This window comes from Colwellia polaris, from assembly GCF_002104515.1.
GTDB lineage: Bacteria > Pseudomonadota > Gammaproteobacteria > Enterobacterales > Alteromonadaceae > Cognaticolwellia > Cognaticolwellia polaris.
In genome coordinates this window covers 112,295-133,468 of record NZ_NBOE01000007.1, presented here as the reverse complement: position 1 = coordinate 133,468, position 21,174 = coordinate 112,295, and the positions used below count along the sequence as shown (strand labels likewise).

Annotated in this window: 13 protein-coding genes; 10 read left to right on the top strand and 3 right to left on the bottom strand. The window is 39.0% G+C overall.

From position 1 onward, the window contains the following. Positions 1 to 58: 58 nt before the first annotated feature. Complete coding sequence (locus B6A32_RS12525; protein WP_085304574.1) at positions 59 to 718, bottom strand: PEP-CTERM sorting domain-containing protein; 660 nt, start codon at positions 716 to 718, stop codon at positions 59 to 61. A 612-nt stretch (positions 719 to 1,330) separates the two neighbouring features. Between B6A32_RS12525 and B6A32_RS12520 the strand changes: the two genes are divergently transcribed. The 3 genes from B6A32_RS12520 to B6A32_RS12510 all read left to right on the top strand — a co-directional run bounded on the left by B6A32_RS12520 (position 1,331) and on the right by B6A32_RS12510 (position 4,593). Continuing rightward, a complete protein-coding gene (locus tag B6A32_RS12520; RefSeq protein WP_085304561.1) occupies positions 1,331 to 2,935 on the top strand; it encodes an ABC-F family ATPase in 1,605 nt (534 codons plus the stop codon). A gap of 451 nt (positions 2,936 to 3,386) precedes the next feature. Continuing rightward, complete coding sequence (locus B6A32_RS12515) at positions 3,387 to 4,076, top strand: 2OG-Fe(II) oxygenase (protein WP_085304559.1); 690 nt, start codon at positions 3,387 to 3,389, stop codon at positions 4,074 to 4,076. 40 nt (positions 4,077 to 4,116) lie between these two features. After that, positions 4,117 to 4,593, top strand: coding sequence for a hypothetical protein (locus B6A32_RS12510; protein ID WP_233131413.1), 477 nt, complete (start codon positions 4,117 to 4,119; stop codon positions 4,591 to 4,593). Positions 4,594 to 4,910: 317 nt separating this feature from the next. Here B6A32_RS12510 and acuI read toward each other — a convergent pair whose 3' ends face one another. Both acuI and acuR read right to left on the bottom strand, forming a co-directional pair. Then, positions 4,911 to 5,897, bottom strand: a complete 987-nt coding sequence (gene acuI / locus B6A32_RS12505; protein ID WP_085304555.1) for an acrylyl-CoA reductase (NADPH) — start codon at positions 5,895 to 5,897, stop codon at positions 4,911 to 4,913. Positions 5,898 to 5,954: 57 nt separating this feature from the next. After that, the gene (gene acuR, locus B6A32_RS12500; RefSeq protein WP_085304553.1) at positions 5,955 to 6,587 is read right to left on the bottom strand and encodes an acrylate utilization transcriptional regulator AcuR; all 633 of its coding nucleotides are present in this window, start codon (positions 6,585 to 6,587) and stop codon (positions 5,955 to 5,957) included. Between the two features lie 224 nt (positions 6,588 to 6,811). Between acuR and B6A32_RS12495 the strand changes: the two genes are divergently transcribed. From B6A32_RS12495 to B6A32_RS12465, 7 genes are all read left to right on the top strand, one after another. Beyond that, complete coding sequence (locus B6A32_RS12495) at positions 6,812 to 7,933, top strand: sensor histidine kinase (protein WP_085304551.1); 1,122 nt, start codon at positions 6,812 to 6,814, stop codon at positions 7,931 to 7,933. Between the two features lie 3 nt (positions 7,934 to 7,936). Then, positions 7,937 to 8,767 (top strand): LytR/AlgR family response regulator transcription factor, encoded by an 831-nt coding sequence (locus tag B6A32_RS12490; RefSeq protein ID WP_085304549.1) that lies wholly within the window; start codon positions 7,937 to 7,939, stop codon positions 8,765 to 8,767. A 263-nt stretch (positions 8,768 to 9,030) separates the two neighbouring features. Next, positions 9,031 to 11,670, top strand: a complete 2,640-nt coding sequence (locus B6A32_RS12485) for a glycoside hydrolase family 16 protein (protein ID WP_085304547.1) — start codon at positions 9,031 to 9,033, stop codon at positions 11,668 to 11,670. 105 nt (positions 11,671 to 11,775) lie between these two features. Next, a complete protein-coding gene (locus B6A32_RS12480) occupies positions 11,776 to 14,727 on the top strand; it encodes a TonB-dependent receptor (RefSeq protein WP_085304545.1) in 2,952 nt (983 codons plus the stop codon). 132 nt (positions 14,728 to 14,859) lie between these two features. Beyond that, entirely contained in the window at positions 14,860 to 16,134 is a 1,275-nt protein-coding gene (locus B6A32_RS12475; protein ID WP_085304543.1) for a sugar MFS transporter, read from the top strand. Next, the gene (locus B6A32_RS12470; protein ID WP_085304541.1) at positions 16,134 to 18,758 is read left to right on the top strand and encodes a glycoside hydrolase family 3 protein; all 2,625 of its coding nucleotides are present in this window, start codon (positions 16,134 to 16,136) and stop codon (positions 18,756 to 18,758) included. Before B6A32_RS12475 ends, B6A32_RS12470 begins: the two co-directional genes overlap by 1 nt. A gap of 211 nt (positions 18,759 to 18,969) precedes the next feature. After that, positions 18,970 to 21,159, top strand: a complete 2,190-nt coding sequence (locus tag B6A32_RS12465; protein WP_085304539.1) for an OsmC domain/YcaO domain-containing protein — start codon at positions 18,970 to 18,972, stop codon at positions 21,157 to 21,159. Positions 21,160 to 21,174 lie beyond the last annotated feature (15 nt).

Genomic DNA, 21,174 nt, shown 5'->3' with positions numbered 1-21,174 from the left:
AAAAAACCTACGCGATTACCGTAGGTTTTAATATTGATGATTATTGAAAAAGTGTAAACTAGTTTTTTAAACGATTTTTTCTCACAAAAAAACTAATAGATAATAAGAGTAATAATAAAGTGCTAGGCTCTGGTACTTGTGTCGTAGCGGCAGCGACTATTGCTACAGGGTTGATGTTAATCCAAAAATTTTGGCCATCAGTTTGAACTAATCTACTGTTTCTGATAGTTGAAACTTCAGTTGAACTTAATAATGTACTGTTATTAATGTTAGGGTCCATTAAGCCGCCTGAGCGATGGTCTAATCCTAAATTATGCCCCAACTCATGCGCTAATAATTCACTGCCATTAGCCCCTGCAGCAAAACTTGACTCTACAACAAAGTCGTTCCCTGGAAATTCACCACAGCCAACAAAATTATTGTTATTGGCGTTACCACAAGCACTGATGAAGTCAATAAAGTAAAAATTTACAAAATCAAATGGACCAATATGCTGGTTAAAAAGTTTAGTCACTTGTTGTTTGGTGGTTATGTTTAGCAGATCTGGAAAAACTAATTCGGTTGCTGTGCCAATACGAATATCGATAGGATTATTATCAAAACTCGATTGAGAAAATATGCCATCAAGCGCTGATTCATTGATAGTGATAAAACCAGCTTTGGCTTGAGAAGCCACTAGTAAGCTGAAAGCTAAAAGTAACGTTTTTAATGCGTTCATAAATATTCCTTATTTCAAGAGAAAACTATATTGGTTATTTGTTTTTTGCATTGATTTTAATTATTCATTATTAGCGAAAAACACAATATGTACAGTATGTGATGTGAATAAATTATAGCGGAAAAATCTATTATCAGGGTATTATTTTTTAAAAGTTCCCATTCAGTATATTGAAAAAATTGTGGCTTAATTAATACAGAGCTACTTTACAAAATTAATAATGAAATTAAATGCTTAACTTTGATGTTCGTGTTGTTAGCAATTCGTCTGTATTGTGAATAATTCCTGATAAAGCAAATTGAACATTTAAGTACTTATTATTCATGCACTTTAATGGCTGCTTTATAAATGCAAAGCTTAATGGCTGTAAGGAAAACGGGTAAAGAATAAAGTAAACTGGCTTTGTCTATAAAATAATCATTTTAAAGCAAAGTTTAAGTGGGGATCATGGTGTTATTACTGTATAATGCGCGCCTTTATTATGGTGGCTGGCAGTTGTTTATCGATCTAACTGGCTTGGTTACAGCAATTACAGTATTAACTCTTACTTTAACGCTAACTTTTAGTCGTTGTTAATTGGTGAGTTTAGTTAACAGAAAATAGGATTATCTCTTGATCACGACATCGAACATTACTATGCAATTTGGCGCAGAACCGTTATTTGAAAATATTTCGGCTAAATTTGGCAACGGTAACCGCTACGGTTTAATCGGCGCAAATGGCTGTGGCAAATCTACATTTATGAAAATATTGAGCGGCGATTTAGTGCCAAGCTCAGGTAATGTGTCGGTTAGCACAGGTAACAAGGTGAGTACCTTAGGGCAAGATCAATTCGCTTTTGAAGAACACAATGTTATTGATACTGTGATCATGGGTGATATGCCGCTGTGGAAAGTTAAACAAGAGCGAGATGCTATTTACGCACAGGCTGAAATGAGTGAGGCCGACGGCATGCGCGTTGGCGACTTAGAAAGCCAATTTGCCGAAATGGACGGTTACACCGCAGAAAGTCGCGCGGGTGAAATATTACTTGATGCCGGTATTGAAGAGTCTTTTCACTATGGCTCTATGCAGCAAGTTGCGCCAGGTTGGAAACTACGTGTGTTACTAGCACAAGCTTTGTTTGCAAACCCTGATATTTTATTACTTGATGAGCCAACCAACAACTTGGATATTCATACGATTAGTTGGTTAGAAGGCGAGCTGAACAAACGTAAATGCACCATGATTATTATTTCCCATGATAGACATTTTCTTAACTCTGTTTGTACTCATATGGCCGACATTGATTATGGTGAATTACGTATTTACCCTGGTAACTACGAATTCTACTTAGCTCAATCGGCTTTATTACGTGAGCAGTTACTAGCCGGTAACGATAAAAAAGTCGCTGAAATTGCTGAACTACAAGACTTTGTTAACCGTTTTGGTGCTAACGCGTCAAAAGCTAAACAAGCAAGTTCTCGTGCTAAAAAAATGGATAAAATTAAGCTTGATGACGTTAAATCATCAAGTCGTATTACACCTAAAATTGCTTTTGCTCCCGGTAAAAAAATGCACCGTCAAGCCCTAGAACTTGAAGGCTTGAGCCATGGTTTTGATGGCGAAGTACTATTTAAAGGTGGCGATTTATTACTAGAAGCCGGTGCAAAGTTAGCTATTATCGGTGAAAACGGTGTTGGTAAAACTACACTATTGCGCTGTTTAATGAATGAATTTGAAAACGTTGAAGGTGTAGTTAAGTGGTCTGAAAATGCTTCAGTTGGCTACTGCCCACAAGATAGTGGTCACTTTTTTGATAATGACTTAACACTAATGGACTGGATGTCTCAATGGCGTAGACCTTGCCACAACGACTTAAGTGTTCGCGGCATGTTAGGCCGTATGTTATTTACTGATGACGACGCTAATAAAAAAGCCCGTAACTGCTCTGGTGGTGAGAAGAACCGCTTGTTATTTGGCATGTTAATGATGGCTGATGTTAATGTGTTAATTATGGATGAGCCAACTAACCACATGGACATCGAAGCCATTGATGCTTTAAACAATGCCTTAAAAGATTTTGAAGGCACATTAATATTTGTTAGTCATGACCGTGAGTTTGTTTCAAGCCTAGCAACTCGAGTTATTGATATTAAAGATAAAAAATTGATAGATTTTCAAGGCTCGTTAGACGAATACCTTGATACCGTAGAGCAAATGAAAAAAACAGCTTAGTTAACTCGTTATATAAATAGCGAGTTAAAACCTGATTTGTTAATAACGCTTAAATACAGTTTATAACACTGTATTTAAGCGTTTTTTAATTTATGGCTAGTACAATCATCTATTTAAAAATAATATTTAGGTGAGATGTTAAATGTAATATCGAAAGCTTATTTGATCTGTAAATTTCATGCCTAATTTCGTGGTGTTAACTCCAGACGTTAACTCCAGACGTTAACTCCAGACGTTATCTCCAATCGTTAACTCAGAAATAGCTATTGATAGCCGCGACAATTATCGAAATTTAGTCGTTTAGCCTTGCTTAGCGCCTCATCTGAACAATTTATTCAATTTATAAAACAAAGCTTAAGTTAATGCCGATACTTGGTGTTACTATGGCGCATATTCAATTTTATTTAATTAGCTACGCCATGTTAACTTTCCTCACCAAGACATATTCTCGTTGAACCATATTCAAAAAGTTGCGCTTACAAAAGACCTTACATTATTTGAGCCACTGTTTGAGCGCATATCGAATGATATTATCGAGAAGGGCTTTAGTATTTGTCCTTACGCTTTACCTGAAAGTTTAACCACTTTGTTAGCAAAGCATATTATCGACATGCCACAAACCAACTTTAAGCGTGCTGGTATAGGTCGATCAACAGATCATGTTATTAATAACTTTATTCGCACAGATGAAATTTGTTGGATAACAGGTAACAGTGATGCGGGCTCTGCTTGGATAGAATGGACCTCAGAATTACAGCATTATTTGAACAGGCGACTGTTTTTGGGCTTATTTTCTTTTGAAAGTCACTTTTCACATTATGCCAAGGGCGATTTTTATAAAAAGCATAAAGATGCCTTTAAAGGTGAGGGTAATCGCGTATTATCTGTGGTGGTTTATCTTAATCAAGAGTGGTCTCCTGATGATGGCGGCGAGCTTGTGCTTTATCCAGACAAAAAAGCCAGATCTTCATTAATAGATAATAGAAATATTTCGATAACACCAAGTTTTGGTACTATTGTGGTGTTTTTAAGTGAAGAGTTTCCACATGAAGTGCTACCAGCAATGCGCGATAGATATGCCATTGCAGGTTGGTTCCGTTTAAATAGCAGTATTGCTAACAACATTGATCCGCCGCGTTAGTACTAAACTTGTAGATTAAAGAAAATTAAGGAAACTTTCATTGCCAAAGAAACTGACTAAACCGCTGTATGTTATGCGTGATCTTACTGATATTAACCAAGAGTTATTGCCGCTTAAAGCATTAGCCGATCGTGAACTTGCCTCTATTTATGGCCTAACAGGTAAAGTTTATACACCACACATTGATGCATATATGCAGGTTAGTATTAAAAAAGCTGAAATCTTAGCCAGTTTAAAAACTCAAGGGTATTTGCCTTTATCGGAAGTTGAAATAATTACCGCGGCACTAGACTTTTTACATAAAAGAGCGCGAAACAATGCTGTTTTCGAATACCAAGGTAATGAATACAAGCGCCGTTTTTTGCCACTTAAGTTGAGTAAATCAGGTAAAAATGTGCAAAAGTGGGCTAAGTTTTGGCTATTACAATTACCCGATGGCAAAGTTGACCCACAATGGGAGCGAGAAGTGCGAGAGATTTGGCCAAGCTATTTTCTGATCAGAACAGTCGAGATGTAGTTGCTAGTATTAGTTAAATAACCTGAACTCTGGATAATGAGTACTTGATACTCAAGTGAAAAAAAAGCTTAGGTGGCAAAGTAAATGCTATAGCAAGGTGTACATCAGGAATAGACCCCATCAATGCTTCATTTTATGCCATTTCCAAGGCAAAACGTTTATGAATAGCGAGCTATTTATCGACGTTTTAACGCAGATAATGGCTTAAAAGGGAGGATTGAGCAAGTGCTGCTTATCCAGAGTTCAGGTTAAATACATCAGCAAAAAGACAGACATGAAGATAAACTTCTATGTCTGTCGTTTAGTTATCTAGTTATCTATGCATTTACATCAACAACAACACGACCAGTAACCTCACCATTGAGTAATTTATCAGCTACGGCTATTGATTCTTCTAAACTCACGGTAGTTGATATTTGCTCTATTTTTTCGGCTAACTTTGACTGCTCAAGGCGACTCCAGGCTTCTAACCTGTCTTCTTGAGAGCGCATAACACTGTCTATTCCTAATAATGAAACGCCTCTTAAAATGAAAGGTGCAACCGTCGACGGAAAGTCCATACCTTGAGCTAAACCACAAGCGGCAACACATCCGCCATAATTTATGCTGGCACAAACGTTTGCAAGTGTTGTGCTGCCAACAGAATCAATAGCAGCAGCCCAACGTTCTGGCATTAATGGTTTACCCGGTGCAGATAATTCAGCGCGATCAATAATTTCTTTTGCACCTAGTTTTTTCAAGTAAGCGGCTTGTTCTTCGCTACCGGTTGAAGCAGTAATGGTATAACCTAACTCAGCAAGAATTCTAATAGCAAAGCTACCAACTCCGCCCGTTGCACCGGTAACTAAAATATTGCCGCTTTCAGGCGTAATACCGTAGTTTTCTAGTGCCATTACACATAACATGGCTGTATAACCAGCGGTGCCAATAGCCATAGCATTATAAGGGGTTATTCCTTCTGGCAATGGAATAAGAAAATCGCTTTTAACCCGAGCTTTTTGTGATAAACCGCCAAGGTACTTTTCGCCAACACCAAACCCATTTAAAAGCACATGATCGCCAATGTTAAATTTATCATTATCACATTGCTCAACAACACCAACCAAGTCGATACCAGGTACCATCGGAAAACGTCGAATTACCGGAGCTTTACCTGTAATCGCTAAAGCATCTTTATAGTTAATTGTGCTATATAGCACTTTAATTAGTACATCACCGTCGGTTAAACTCTCTTCAGAAAGCGCTTCAATACCTGTGTGATAGCCTTGGCTATCGTTTTTATTAATGACTAAACTCTTAAACATGTTTATCTCCGATGTACATTGATTGTTTGTATGCAATTAACATTATTTTGTAATTACTTATTTTTTAACTAATAGTAGAAAAGTATCGATAAAACCATCAATTGGCGCTAGGTTTTGTGTCAATTTACTTTTAGCAATCGCACCTTCCCATCCTAACCAAAAAAAACTTGCTAAGGCATTACAATCTAATGAAGGGGCTATGGCATTTTCCTGTTGTGCTAATTGTAGACAAACGGCCATTTTTCGCTGCCAATCATCAAATGTCGCTAATAATTGCAGCCGATGACTTTCAGGTAGTTGAGTAACTTCTTGTTCGAGGTTACCAATTAAACAACCGCGTTTAAAATTGTAACGTGTCATGCCTTCTTTCGCGTCAATGGCAAAGTTAGCTATACGTATTAATGGTTTGTTATTTTCATTAAGCAAATGTATATCTAATTTTTTAGCGAAGTAGCGACTATATTCCTCAATAACCGCCAGTCCAAACGCTTCTTTACTCGAAAAATAGTGGTAGAAAGAGCCTTTAGGTACAGACACTTTCTTTAAGATCAGATCAATTCCTGAAGCGGCAAAGCCAAATTCAGTAAAGTATTCGACACCACTTTGTATCAGTAGTTGTTTCGTTTGGTTACTGTCGCGACCTGATTTAGCAGGTCGGCCACGTTTGGGTAGATTAGTATCTTTGTTCATTTTTATATATTAGACCGATCGTCTAGTTAATTGCAATGGTTAATTAAAAATCTCTTTTAAAGTGCTTTTTACGTTTAGGTTTAGGTTGTGTTGTATTGTATTGAGTGAACTTAATAATAATGGGTTGTCGCAGATATAACTCGTCTTGACTCATTTCTTGCTCGTTGACTGCTATTTGTTATATCTTTAGCCATGACGTTGGCTAATCAAGTGACTTATCTACAATGGAAATAGCGCCAAAAAATCATGAAGAAGGCACTCTTGAATTAGGCCCGCAGGCTTTTTCCAAGCAAAGCCATCAGTTTTGGACCTTACAAATTACGGGTTGGTTAGGCTATTCCGTAGTGGTGTTCTTAGCTATTATCCGCCCGCAAATTGGGCTTGAAGGCTTTAATTTTTCTGGTCAAATGATAAATTTAGTACTGGAAACGCTCAGCGGCTTTATTTTATCTTATTTACAGTGGCAGCTGATCCGTAAAATTGTGCACTTGCCACTTAAAAAAACTTTATTCCTAAGTTTTGTTTCCGCAGCTTCATTGGGCTTGTTATTTAATGTGCTCAAATTAAGCTTTTTTAAAATGTTGGTTTATCAACAACAATGGAATGAAGCATGGAATACTTTAGAGTTTGGTGGCTGGTTAATGTTCTCATTGACCACTATGTTTGTATGGACTTCAATTTATTTTATTATGCTTTATAACACTAAGTTGCAAGGCGAGCATGAAATGTTATTACGTGCGCAAACCGCTACAAAAGACGCACAATTACAAATGTTGCGATATCAACTCAATCCGCATTTTATGTTCAATACGTTGAACGCCATTTCAACTTTAATTTATAAAAATGAAAATGAAACAGCTAATGAAATGCTCGATAAGTTATGTGAATTCTTTCGTTATTCGTTAGATAAAAGTGACAAAAGTAAAACGAGTTTAAAAAAAGAACTTGAGTTAATTGAGCTTTACCTTTCGATTGAAAAAGTTAGATTTGGTGAGCGACTCGATGTAGACATTGATGTGTCAAGCAAAGCGCTGACTTGCCAAGTTCCTTGCATGTTATTACAACCTTTAGTCGAAAATGCAATTAAATATGCCATTGAATTAAGAAAGTCTGGCGGCAAAATATGTATTAGCGCTAAACAAATAAATGATCGATTACTACTGCAAGTTATCGACAATGGTCAAGAAAGTCATGATAAAGTCAGTGATGGTTTTGGTATTGGTTTAAGTAATACTAAAGCCCGATTAAGTGCCATGTTTAATGGCGACTTTGAAGTAAATATTACCGATACTGCAGAGGGTGGAACTATGGTTGCTATTTCTATTCCATTTGAGAAAAAGGTTTAATTTATGATAAAAAAACCACTGACGGCAATCATTGTTGATGATGAACCTCTCGCCTTGGAAGGGTTAAAGTTAAGGTTAGAAAAGCTACCTGAAATTAACGTTATCGCAGAAGCTAGTGATGGAGATGAAGCTATTCATTTGTGTCAAACATTATGCCCTGATGTTCTGTTTTTAGATTTACGCCTACCTGGATTAAATGGTATTGAGGTTGTGCAAGCATTACAGGCTGATATTATGCCTATGGTGGTTTTTGTAAGTGCTTACGGGGAGTACGCGCTAGAAGCATTTGAACTTAATGCTATAGATTATGTTTTAAAGCCAGCTAATTTAGGGCGTTTACAAAAAACAGTGGAGCGTATTCTACAGCGCATTGAACCTAAAGACTCCAGTAATGAAAAATTCAAACTTTTACGTGCATTAGGTGAAACGTCTGGCTTAGCGGTAACAGAGTTAGAGAACTGGCTAGCAACAGACTTACCTTTACCTACGCTTTTTAATCAAGAGTTAGTGATTAAAAACAGTGATAATGAAAAAGTATTCTTACCCATAAAAGCGATTCGGTGGATTGATGCCGCTGGCGATTATATGTGTGTTCATACGGCTAATGAAACCCATGTTGTGCGAATAACAATGAAAAAATTAGTGAGTCAACTCGACCCGAAAGTATTCTCTCGAATTCATAAATCTACCTTGGTTAACGTTAACTGCATTAAAAGCATTAAGCCCTTGCGTAATAGCGAAAGTATTCTTGATTTAGGTGACGATGTGCAGTTAAAAGTAAGTCGTAATTTTAGCTCAAGTATCCAAACAATTGTTGAATCAAAACAGCTTTAACCACTTATCGTATTTTTGTTTCGTCTTGTCGCTTATTTTTTGAAAAAACCTTCTATGGCGCATGCTACAACCATGATGGCGCATTTCATTTGTAACTATTTGTAATTTAAATCAGTATGACTTTCGGGGGTAGTCTGTTCTGTTATGCAAATAACATTATGGCTGCCGAACTATGCTACTTGTGAACTCGTATCAGATAATATAATTACAATCATACGCGTTTCTAGTACAACAAAAATAGTTGGGTAATTGGAAAACAAATTATGTTAAAAGCTGCAAAAAATATAACACAGTTGCTTGCTTTGCTATCAACCATCGCCTTAGTTGGGTGTGGTGGTAGTAGTGCTGAAACTGAAACAAAACCAGATAAAATTGATCCACAATTGCCAGTTAGCGACTGGGGATTAGTATGGAGTGATGAGTTTGATGGCACTGCAATAAATAGCCAAAACTGGACGCACGAAGTTAACTGTGACGGTGGTGGTAATCAAGAAAAGCAGTGTTATACCGATAGTGCTGATAACTCTTATTTAGCCGACGGCATGCTAAATATTGTCGCGCTACCTGCCGAAGAAGGCGCGGCACTGCCTTACACGTCAGCACGTATGATCACTCGTTACAAAGCAGGCTTTAAATACGGCCGTGTAGAAATGCGCGCTAAAGTGCCTGCCGGACAAGGTAGTTGGCCAGCGTTTTGGATGATGCCGACAGATGAAGAGTACGGTGAATGGCCACGCTCTGGTGAAATCGATATTTTTGAATCTGTTAACTTAGGTGTTTCCGATGCTGAAGGTAACGTAGAGAGCAATGTTCACGGTACGCTACACTACGGAAAAAGTTGGCCTGATAATTCGTCATCGGGTAAGTCATATAGCTTAGCTGATGGCGCAAACCCTGCAGATGGCTTTCATACTTATGCTTTAGAGTGGCAAGAAGGTGAAATACGTTGGTATATGGATGGTTATTTATATGCCACACAACGTCAATCAAGCGTTCGTTACAACAGTAAAGATGAAGCTGTAGGTCTTGCACATAAAGGTTGGTTTACCGAATATTATGAACAAGTATCAGGTGAGCTTAAAACCTTTTGGGATACCGCTCCTTTTGATAAAGAATTTTATTTAATTCTTAACTTTGCTGTCGGCGGAAGCTGGCCTGAAAACGTAAACGAATTAGGCGTTGATGCTACGGCTTTTCATGCAGACAACAAATTTGAAGTTGATTATGTAAGAGTTTATGAATGTTTGTCGAATCCTGAAACAGGTAAAGGTTGTGAAACAGTAAGACCTGGCTACGATAGCTTAGAAGACGGTCTTGTTGAAGGTAAGGCTCCAGTGCCTGTGCCTCCTAGTGATGGTATTGCTAAAAACCTTAGTATTTTTTCAGGCGCTTTTAACCCAAATTGGCCTGCATGGGATTGTTGTGGTGGCTCAACACCAGCACTAGTTTCTGATGCAGACAAAGGTGATGTGGTTGAGTTTGTTATTGGTGGCGAACCAACAGTAGTTGGTTTTATTTCACGTGATACTTTTATTACAGACCCCGAAGGTAAAGGCACTCCATTCGATGCTTCTCCGTTAGTAGATCTTAATGGCGTGATCACTTTTGATATGAAACTGATCACAGCTCCAGGGGCTGGCGCAAACTGGAATTTCAAAGTAGAAAGTAACGATGCTGACACGGCAGCAGACATGCTGTTAAATCAAAGTAATGAAGGTGTAGACCCGGTTGTTGGCCAATGGCAAACCTATACATTTCCATTGTCAGCCTTTGTAGCGAAAGGCTTAGACGTTAGCGCAATTGACGTTGTCATGATATTTCCTGATTGGGGCGCTGGTGAAGGTGCTGTATTTCAAGTTGCTAATTTTTCAATTGAAGGCGATATCGGCGCTTCTCCTGAATTAGTTATTTTTACTGATAACGAAAACCCAAGCTGGCCAATGTGGGATTGCTGTGGCGGTTCAACACCTACGGTTGAATTAGATGACGACGCTCACGGCAACGTAGCTGAATTTTCTATTGGTGAAACGCCAACAGTGATGGGCTTTATTTCACGTATAGACAACACTGAAACACCTGCACCATTTGATGCCACAAGCATTCTTGCCAATGGCGTTATTCAATTTGATATGAAAGTAACCTCAATGCCGAGTGCTGACACTTGGCTTTTTAAAGTTGAAGCTGACAATAATGCTTCGGCGGTTGAGTTGGCATTAACAGACAGTGTTGAAGGTGAAGCACCAACCACAGACCAATGGCAAACATACACATTTAATCTAGCTGATTTAGCTGATGCAGGTTTGGATGTAAGCGCTATTGATGTACTTATGGTATTTCCTGCCTGGGGTGCTGGCGATGGCGCAATTTATCGTATAGACAACGTGAAAGTTTACGACCCAACTAGCGCACCACAAATCAACGTTTTATTTGGTGAAGCTGCTGCAACAGGCTGGTCTATTTGGGATTGCTGTGGTGGCTCTACTCCGACACTTGAAAATGATGACACTGACCATGGTATGACCGCAGAGTTTGTTATTGGTGCTCAGCCTACGGTGATGGGTATTCTTGCTGATGATGATGTATTTCTCGATGCTTCAGCTATTTTAGCCAGTGGTGTTGTGCAATTTGACCTAAAAGTTATTTCAGCGCCAAATGATGCTTCAGCAACGTGGTTATTTAAAATTGAATCTGATGGCGCAACTACTGCTGTTGAATTGGCTTTAAATGCTAGTACTGAAGGCCTAGACCCTGTTGTTGGTGAATGGCAAACCTACACATTTCCATTACAAACATTATTCGATGCAGGCTTAGATATTAGTTTCATTGATGTCGTGATGGTCTTCCCTGAATGGGGTACTGGTGAAGGTGCGGTATATCGTTTAGACAACGTAATGGTTTACTAGCCAATTCACCAATAGAAAATAATAGATAGCAATTAAAAAGTTAAGCGGCTTTTCAGAGTACAACAAGTCGCTAATAACAAACTATTTTTAGTAAGTAGGGCAATCATGAAACAATCAACTTTTACCAAAACGCGTATAGCATTGACTATATCGTCAATATTAGCGGCGAGTATAAGCACGCAGTTAGTAGCAGCAGAAGAAAACTTATTAGAAAACAATATTGATGAAGTAGAAGTCATTGAAGTTAAAGGCATCAAAGGTAGTTTGATCCGCTCAATGAATGTAAAAAGAGAAATGTCAGGCGTCGTTGATGCGATTTCTGCAGAAGAAATGGGTAAATTCCCTGACACCAACTTAGCAGAGTCTTTGCAACGTATAACAGGTGTTTCGGTTAGTCGCTCAAATGGCGAAGGTAGCCAAATAACAGTTCGCGGTTTTGGCCCTGAATTTAATTTAATTACCCTTAATGGCCGCCAAATGCCGGGTACGGGTAATTCTCGTTCTTACAGTCTAGAGAATTTGTCGTCAGATGGTGTTAGTGCTTTAGAAGTTTACAAAACTGCTCGTGGTGATTTACCTAGCGGTGGTTTAGGTGCAACGGTTAATATCCTTACGGTTAAGCCGTTAAATAGTCCAGGTGAAAAATTCTCAGTATCAGCAAAAGCCATTTATGATGAGTCAAATGTACAAGGTGATGATGTTACACCTGAAGTATCTGCCTTATACAGCAACACTTTTGCCGATGAGACCTTCGGTGTAGCACTTTCTTTTTCACATCAACAACGTGACTTTCAGCAACAATCAGCGGGTATTCAAGGTTGGCAATTTCAACCTGATGCACAACTCCCTAGTTTAGATGCTGATAAAGTTGTTGATAACCGTTCTGCTAACGCAGCCGCTGGCGCATTTTTCCCGCGCGATATGAACTACGGCATTGCTGATGTTGAGCGTGAAAGAACTAATGCCAATGTAACTTTTCAATACGCACCACTGGATAGCCTAGTGATGACACTTGATTACACCACAGGCTTATCGACTACCGGCACAAATGCAATTGGTTGGGGTCAGTGGCATGATTATGGTGGCAACATCAATGCGTACGAGTTAGATCAAAATGGCACCGTTATTTATGCTGACTTATCGGGTAATGATGGTTCATATACTGCCAATAGAGATACCACCGAAGTTGAAGAAAACTCAGTAGGCTTTAATATTGAATGGCAAGCAACTGACGAGTTAAGTCTTTCATTTGATTATCATAACTCTGAAAGTAGTACTGATAATGGCAAAGATAAAGGCATGAATGGTACTGGTTCATTAGTATTTGGTTCAGACCAGTTAGTAACTAAAACTTATGATTTTCGTGATGGCGATATCCCACAAGGCACTATTTTTTGGGATAATGGTTCAACTACGCTTGCACCCAGTGAAATGGATTCACATTTTAGCCAATTCATTCACAGCCCAGGTAAATCTGAAGTTGAGCAATTACAAATAGATGGTTCGTGGGATAACACTTACGACATTCCATTGATGACAGTTAAGTTTGGTATTGCACGTACAGAGCAAAAAATGAGTGGTTCAAGTGCTTGGAGTGGCTTAATTGGTGGCTTCTTATTTAATCCTAATTACTCTGCTGCTTTTCCAGACAGTATGTTTACTTACAACAGCACAAGTGGCTTTTTAGATGAGTTTTCAAATGGTGACAGCCCTATTGGAGCTGGTTACTACTACAGCTTTGATTTTGACGAGGCGGTAGCTCGTTCACAAGCTTATTTAAACCAAAGTTTACTTGGCGATGATTACTTCAGTACTGATCCATACCGTGAGGGCAGTGTTAAGTCGCAAGGCTCGGTTGAAGAAAACACCAACAGTATTTATGTTTCATCTTTGTGGGACTTCGATGTTGCAGACTTCCCAGTGCAAATTAACGTTGGTTTACGTTATGAAGAAACAAAAGTTGAGAGTAATGTCTTACAAGATGTGCCTACCAATGTTTGGTGGCTAGGTGGTACAGAATGGCATACGCAATATACCCCGGGTGAAAACAACTTTTATGTTGAAGAAGGTGAATACGATATTCTTTTACCTATGATCGATATTCGTGTTGATTTAACCGATGACATTGTGGCTCGTGCATCTTGGAGTAAAACAATTTCTCGTGCGCCATTAGGTAATCTTGCTGGTGGTTTAGCGTTAAGCCCAAGCCCAGGTTTAGACTCGCGTACAGGTAGCCAAGGTAATACGGATTTAGACCCTTACGAATCTAAGAACTTGGACTTTAGCCTAGAGTATTATTACGGCGAAGGTAGCTATGCTGCAGTGGGTTACTTTAGAAAAGACGTTAAAAACTTTATCAGCAGTCGAAGTACTACTAGTCAATATGATGGTATCCGAGATATTTCTCAAGGCCCTCGTTATGCGCAAGCCATTGCTGATTTAACGGCAGAAGGTATAGCAACTACCGGTGATAATGTTTTTGCAAGAATGCAAGAAAATGGTGCCGAACTAAATGCACAAGGTTACATCGTGCCAAATGCTGATGATCCATTAATGTCGTGGAATATCAGTGAACCGTATAACTCTGATGAAAAAATGGTTGATGGCTTTGAAGTTGCTATTCAACACCTTTTTGGTGAATCAGGTTTTGGTTTTGGCGCAAATGCTACCTTTGTTGATGGTGACGTTAACTTTGATACCGAAAGTTTAGAGCAACAATCTCCACTTGTTGGTTTAAGTGACTCTGCAAACTTTCAGGCATTTTATGAAAAAAATGGCTTATCAGTTAAGTTAACTTACGCTTGGCGTGATCAGTACCTCATTGGTGTTGGGCAAGATCAAGGCTCTAACGATGCTCCTCCACAGTTTGCTAAAGAGTTTGGACAAATTGATATGAGCGTTAACTACGATGTTAATGAAAACTTAACAGTTTTTGTTGAAGGCGTTAACTTAAATAACGAAACAGAAGAGTCTTTTGGACGTTACGAAGCACAGTTTTTATCTGCTCGACAATACGGTACAAGATACACTTTAGGCGTTCGTTATAGCTTTCAGTAAACGTAAACATAGCGCCTGTTTAACCAATAGGCGCGCACTTCTCTTTATTTAGTATTACCACTTGTTAAGTGTGCTTAATTGAACTCAACAAGACGATGGTATGACTAATTCCAAAGTATAGGAATTTATCTTATGGCTAGTTCTTCAGTCGTAGTAGACAAACAACTTAGCACTGCAGATTTAGGTGCACCCAACCAAAATCGATTTGCGCTGGTTTCATTAACATCACTGTTTTTTATGTGGGGCTTTATTACCTGCTTAAACGACATCCTTATTCCACATTTAAAAGCTATTTTCGATTTAAGCTACACACAATCGATGTTAGTACAATTTTGTTTTTTTGGTGCTTATTTTATTGTGTCTTTACCAGCAGGGCAGTTAGTGAAGAAAGTAGGATATCAAAAGGGAATTGTTGCAGGTTTAGTGATCGCCGCATTAGGTTGCTTAATGTTTTATCCTGCGGCGTCAATGCACAGTTACCCAATGTTTCTTTCGGCATTGTTCGTTTTAGCAAGTGGCATTACCATTTTACAAGTTTCGGCTAACCCATACGTTACATTACTGGGGCCAACAGAGTCAGCTTCCTCACGACTAACCATGACTCAAGCATTCAACTCTTTAGGTACCACAGTTGCGCCATATTTAGGTGGTTTGTTTATCTTAAACGAAGCTGTACATTCAATGGCCACAGAGCCTTCAGCCGATTCAGTAAAAGTACCTTATTTAGTCTTAACTGCAGCGTTATTAATTTTAGCGGCTATTTTTGCTTGGTTAAAGCTACCTCATATTGCTAGCGCTGAAACTAAAGCGGATGAAGTTATTTCAGGTTCAGCTTGGCAGTATCGCCATTTAGTTTTAGGTGCATTAGGCATATTTGTATATGTAGGCGCAGAAGTCTCTATTGGCAGCTTTTTAATCAATTTTTTTGGTGAAGCTAACATAGGCGGTTTAGAAGAGTCACAAGCCGCTAAGTACCTCACCTATTATTGGGGCGGTGCTATGGTAGGTCGCTTTATCGGCGCGGCGGTAATGCAGAAAGTTGATGCAGGGAAAGTTTTAGCATTTAACGCATTTTTTGCAGTGATTTTAATTAGTATTGCCATGCTAACCAGTGGCGGTTTAGCCATGTGGTCCATTCTTTTAGTTGGGCTTTGTAACTCTATTATGTTCCCTACTATTTTTAGTTTAGCGTTAAATAGCTTAGGTAAACATACTAGCCAAGGCGCAGGCATACTTTGTTTAGCGATTGTTGGTGGTGCCATTGTGCCATTAGTGCAAGGTGTTTTAGCTGACTTAGTTGGCGTGCAATTATCTTTTATCATACCGGTAATTTGTTATATCTATATTGTTTTTTATGGCTGGACCGGCTCTAAACCTGCAGCGAATATTTTGAAGGAAGCAGCATAATGAATAAATTCTCTTACCTATTTATCTCAACTGTTTCTGCACTGAGTTTAGCGGCTTGTAACTCTGGAACAAGCGCTGAAGTAAACGCAAATACATCAGACCTTAAACAAGTAGCGACAGAGCAATCAGTATTAGCTCAAAAGAACTTGTCAATATGGCCAACAATTACTTCTGAAGTTAAAGCAGATAGCGATGTTGAGAGGCAAATACAGCGCATATTATCAACTATGACGTTAGAGCAAAAAGTTGCACAAATGATCCAACCCGAAATCCGTGATATTACGGTAGCCGACATGCGTAAATACGGTTTCGGCTCTTATCTAAATGGTGGTGGTGCTTTTCCAGATAATAACAAGCATGCAACGCCACAAGATTGGATTGCTTTAGCTGAGTCTATGTATCAGGCATCAATTGATGACTCGCTTGATGGTTCAACTATTCCTACTATGTGGGGAACAGATGCGGTTCATGGTCATAACAACGTTATTGGTGCAACATTATTTCCACATAATATTGGTTTAGGTGCAGCAAATAACCCAGCTTTAGTTGAGAAAATTGCAAAAATTACCGCTACCGAAGTCATGGTTACGGGTATCGATTGGGTTTTTGCACCAACAGTTGCAACCGTTAGGGATGATCGATGGGGCCGAACTTACGAAGGGTATTCTGAAGATCCTGAAATTGTTAGATCTTATGCCGCCTCCGTGGTTAAAGGCTTACAAGGCCATGCAGATAATGACTTTTTAGGTGACGATCGTGTGATCAGTACCGTAAAGCACTTTATTGGTGACGGTGGCACCGTTGACGGTGACGACCAAGGCGATAACTTAACGTCAGAGCAAGACTTATTTGACTTGCATGCCCAAGGTTATGTGGGTGGTTTAACCGCTGGCGCTCAATCGGTTATGGCATCATTTAACAGCTGGCATGGTGATAAAATTCACGGTAACCGTTATTTGTTAACTGATGTGTTGAAAAACAAAATGGGCTTCGATGGCTTTGTTGTTGGCGACTGGAATGGTCACGGACAAATTGTTGGTTGTACTAATGATAACTGCCCGCAAGCAGCAAATGCAGGCCTAGATGTTTTCATGGTGCCTACAGATGCTTGGAAGCCGTTAATGGAAAACACGCTAGCGCAAGTTAAACAAGGTGTTATTCCTCAGGCGCGCATCGACGATGCGGTTAGTCGTATTTTGCGCGTTAAATTACGTGCAGGCTTGTTTAATAAACCTAGCCCAGCTAATCGACTTTTTTCAGGTAAAACTGAATTAGTAGGTAGCGAAGAACATCGTGAAGTTGCTCGCCAAGCGGTTAGAGAGTCTTTGGTATTGTTAAAAAACAAAGCTAATTTATTACCACTTTCACCTAAGTTAAATATTTTAGTCGCTGGTGACGCTGCCCATAACATTGGTAAGCAATCAGGTGGCTGGAGTATTACATGGCAAGGCACTAATAACAGCAATGAAGATTTCCCTGGCGGCACCTCAATTTATCAAGGTTTAGCATCTCAAGTTAACGCTGCAGGCGGAAAAATTACGTTGAGCGAGAACGGTCAGTTTTCTCAAAAGCCAGATGTTGCCATTGTTGTTTTTGGTGAAGAACCTTACGCAGAAGGGCATGGCGATAAAGATAATTTAGCCTATCAACGTGGTATGCAAACAGATTTAGCTTTATTGAAAAAGCTTAAAGCTCAAGGTATTCCTGTTGTCAGTATTTTTATCAGCGGTCGACCTATGTGGGTAAATGCTGAGTTGAATGCCAGTGATGCTTTTGTTGCTGCTTGGTTACCAGGTTCTGAAGGTAAGGCTGTAGCCGATGTGCTATTAACCGATAAAAACAAGCAAATACAGCATGACTTTACAGGCAAGCTTTCTTTCTCATGGCCAAAAACGGCGACTCAAATTGTTAACCGATTTGATGAAGTTTACGAGCCGTTATTACCTTACGGTTTTGGTTTAACGTACAACAACAATAAAGGCCAAGTGCAATTATCAGATACACTATCTGAAGAGATGAGTAATGATGAAGGCCTCGCCAAAAACACCACGATATTTTCTGGAAAAGTGGCTAAACCGTGGCGCATGTTCTTATCTTCTGAGCAGAAACCTTCTGATCAACAATCATCAGAGCTACGTTCAAATAGTGCCAAACTTCCCGGTATTACTTATCGTACGGTAGATAAAGTTGTTCAAGAAGATGCCTTTCGAATTGATACTTCAGGCACGGCAAAAGCAGGTGTGATATTTTCAAGTAGTTTCAGAGAAGATCTTGGTTTTGAATTAGAACAAAATTCTGCCTTGGTAATTTCTGTTAAACGTGATTCCAACATAACTGCGTCAGTAACTGTTGAAATGCACTGTGAATCTATTGGTGATGCACTAGGTAGCTGTCGAGCAGCTGTTGATATTACTGAGCAAATGCAAACATTAGTGCAAGGACAATGGCAAAATATCGCCATCGATTTACAATGTTTTGTCGATAAAGGTATTGCGATGGACAAAATTGTTTCACCGTTTGCCCTTTATACCAACGGCGCTATTAAACTTTCAGTAAGCGATATTCGCTATCAACCTCAAGCTGAAATTAATACACCTAAACCTTTATTAATTCAGTGCCATTAAGGGTGAAACACTAAAGTATAAATGCTGATAAAAAGGCGAGTAGCTTTCTACTCGCCTTTTTCTTTGCTCAATTTTAGGGTTTTATGCAATTAACCCAAGACTATTGCGGCAAAAACCACGATAATTCCCGCATTAAGATAAATTCGCTGGTTAGCAAAGTTTCAAAGTGAAATTTTGGTAGTTACAGCAATCAATTGTGGGATCCAATCTAATGGAAATTAAAGTTAACTTTCTCGACAACGTAAAAGTTGAAGCCAAATTTGATGACTTTACCGTCGTCGCCGACCAACCAATTCGTTATAAAGGTGATGGTTCAGCGCCCGGACCGTTTGATTACTTCCTTGCTTCGTCAGCTATGTGTGCGGCGTATTTTGTTAAGGTGTATTGTAATTCTCGCGATATTCCAACCGAAAATATTCGCTTATCACAAAACAATATTGTTGATCCTGAAGATCGTTATAAGCAAGTATTTCAAATTCAAGTTGAGCTGCCTGAAAGTATTTCAGAAAAAGACCGTTTAGGTATTCGTCGCTCAATTGACCGCTGTACTGTTAAAAAAGTGATACAAACAGGGCCTGAATTTAAAGTTGATTTGGTTGATAGCTTAGAAGATGACGCACAAGCCATGTTAATGGCAGGCGCACAAGGCACAGACAGCACTTATATTCTAGGAAAAGATTTACCGCTAGAAGAAACCATTAAAAACATGACCGCGATATTAGCGGGCTTAGGCATGAAAATTGAAATTGCCTCATGGCGTAATATTGTGCCAAATGTATGGTCATTACATATTCGAGATGCCGCTTCTCCAATGTGTTTTACCAACGGTAAAGGTGCCACAAAAGAAAGCGCACTATGTTCAGCCTTAGGTGAGTTTATTGAACGCCTTAACTGTAACTTTTTTTATAATGATCAGTTTTTAGGGCAAGAAATCGCTAACAGCGATTTTGTACATTACCCGAACGAAAAGTGGTTTACGTTAGATGAAAGTGATGATTTACCTGAAGGTATTTTAGATGATTATTGCTTAGATATTTACAATCCTGACGATGAACTTCGTGGCTCTAACCTAATTGATACTAACTCAGGAAACGTTGAACGTGGTATTTGTGCTATTCCTTACACACGCCAATCAGACGGTGAAACAGTATATATTCCTTCAAATTTGATTGAAAACTTATTTCTAAGTAATGGCATGAGCGCCGGTAATAACTTAGCTGAAGCACAAGTGCAGTGTTTGTCTGAAATTTTTGAACGCGCAGTTAAACGCCAAATTATTGAACAAGAAATTGCCTTACCCGATGTGCCTAAAAGCGTATTAGATAAATACCCAAGTATTCTTGCTGGTATCGAAGCGCTTGAAACACAAGGCTTCCCAGTAGTAATTAAAGATGCCTCGTTAGGTGGTCAATTCCCGGTAATGTGCGTTACTTTAATGAACCCAAAAACCGGTGGCGTATTTGCCTCGTTTGGTGCGCACCCAAGTTTTGAAGTCGCGTTAGAGCGTAGCTTAACTGAATTATTACAAGGCCGTAGTTTTGAAGGCTTAAATGATGTGCCAAGACCTACATTTAGTAGCCTTGCGGTCTCTGAGCCTGAAAACGCCGTTGAGCACTTTATTGACTCAACCGGTGTAATTTCATGGCGCTTCTTTAGTAATAAGGCAGACTTTGAGTTTTGCGAATGGGACTTTTCTGGCACTAGTGCAGAAGAAAACGATCGTTTATTCGGTATTTTAACAGACTTAGGTAAAGAAGCTTACGTGGCGGTATTTGACCAACTAGGCGCAACCGCTTGTCGTATATTAGTACCTGATTATTCAGAAATATATCCTGTTGAAGACCTAGTTTGGGATAACACTAACAAGGCACTTAATTACCGTGAAGATATTCTGAACCTGCATATTTTAGATGATGATGCACTCGAAAGCTTAGTAACACGCTTAGAAGACAGCCAATTAGATAATTATATCGATATTAGAACATTAATAGGTATAGAGTTCGATGAGAACACCGTTTGGGGCCAACTGACGATTTTAGAGCTTAAAATACTGATTTATTTAGCCTTAGGTGCCTTAGAAGACGCGCAAGAATTAGTCGAAGAATTCTTACAGTTTAATGATAATACCGTTGAGCGCCGTTTGTTTTATCAAGCGATGCAAGCGGTACTTGAAATTGAAATCGATGAAGACATGCAGCTAGAAGATTATATTCATAACCTTAATAGAATGTTTAGCGAAGAAACAATGAATAATGTTATTGGCTCAACTGAAGGCACAGTGAAGTTTTACGGCTTAACAAAAACCGGCATGAACTTAGAAGGTTTAGATAAACACTTAAGATTAATCGACAGTTATAAGAAGCTTCATCAAGCAAGAAAAGTGCAAGCTGAAAGCAAATAACACTAGATTTTCTAT

Bases quoted from the DNA above. Each gene is read 5' to 3' on its own strand.
- B6A32_RS12485 (WP_085304547.1), top strand. From the start codon at position 9,031: ATGTTAAAAGCTGCAAAAAATATAACACAGTTGCTTGCTTTGCTATCA.
- B6A32_RS12480 (WP_085304545.1), top strand. From the start codon at position 11,776: ATGAAACAATCAACTTTTACCAAAACGCGTATAGCATTGACTATATCG.
- B6A32_RS12490 (WP_085304549.1), top strand. From the start codon at position 7,937: ATGATAAAAAAACCACTGACGGCAATCATTGTTGATGATGAACCTCTC.
- acuI (WP_085304555.1), bottom strand. From the start codon at position 5,897: ATGTTTAAGAGTTTAGTCATTAATAAAAACGATAGCCAAGGCTATCAC.
- B6A32_RS12525 (WP_085304574.1), bottom strand. From the start codon at position 718: ATGAACGCATTAAAAACGTTACTTTTAGCTTTCAGCTTACTAGTGGCT.
- B6A32_RS12465 (WP_085304539.1), top strand. From the start codon at position 18,970: ATGGAAATTAAAGTTAACTTTCTCGACAACGTAAAAGTTGAAGCCAAA.
- B6A32_RS12475 (WP_085304543.1), top strand. From the start codon at position 14,860: ATGGCTAGTTCTTCAGTCGTAGTAGACAAACAACTTAGCACTGCAGAT.
- acuR (WP_085304553.1), bottom strand. From the start codon at position 6,587: ATGAACAAAGATACTAATCTACCCAAACGTGGCCGACCTGCTAAATCA.
- B6A32_RS12495 (WP_085304551.1), top strand. From the start codon at position 6,812: ATGGAAATAGCGCCAAAAAATCATGAAGAAGGCACTCTTGAATTAGGC.
- B6A32_RS12470 (WP_085304541.1), top strand. From the start codon at position 16,134: ATGAATAAATTCTCTTACCTATTTATCTCAACTGTTTCTGCACTGAGT.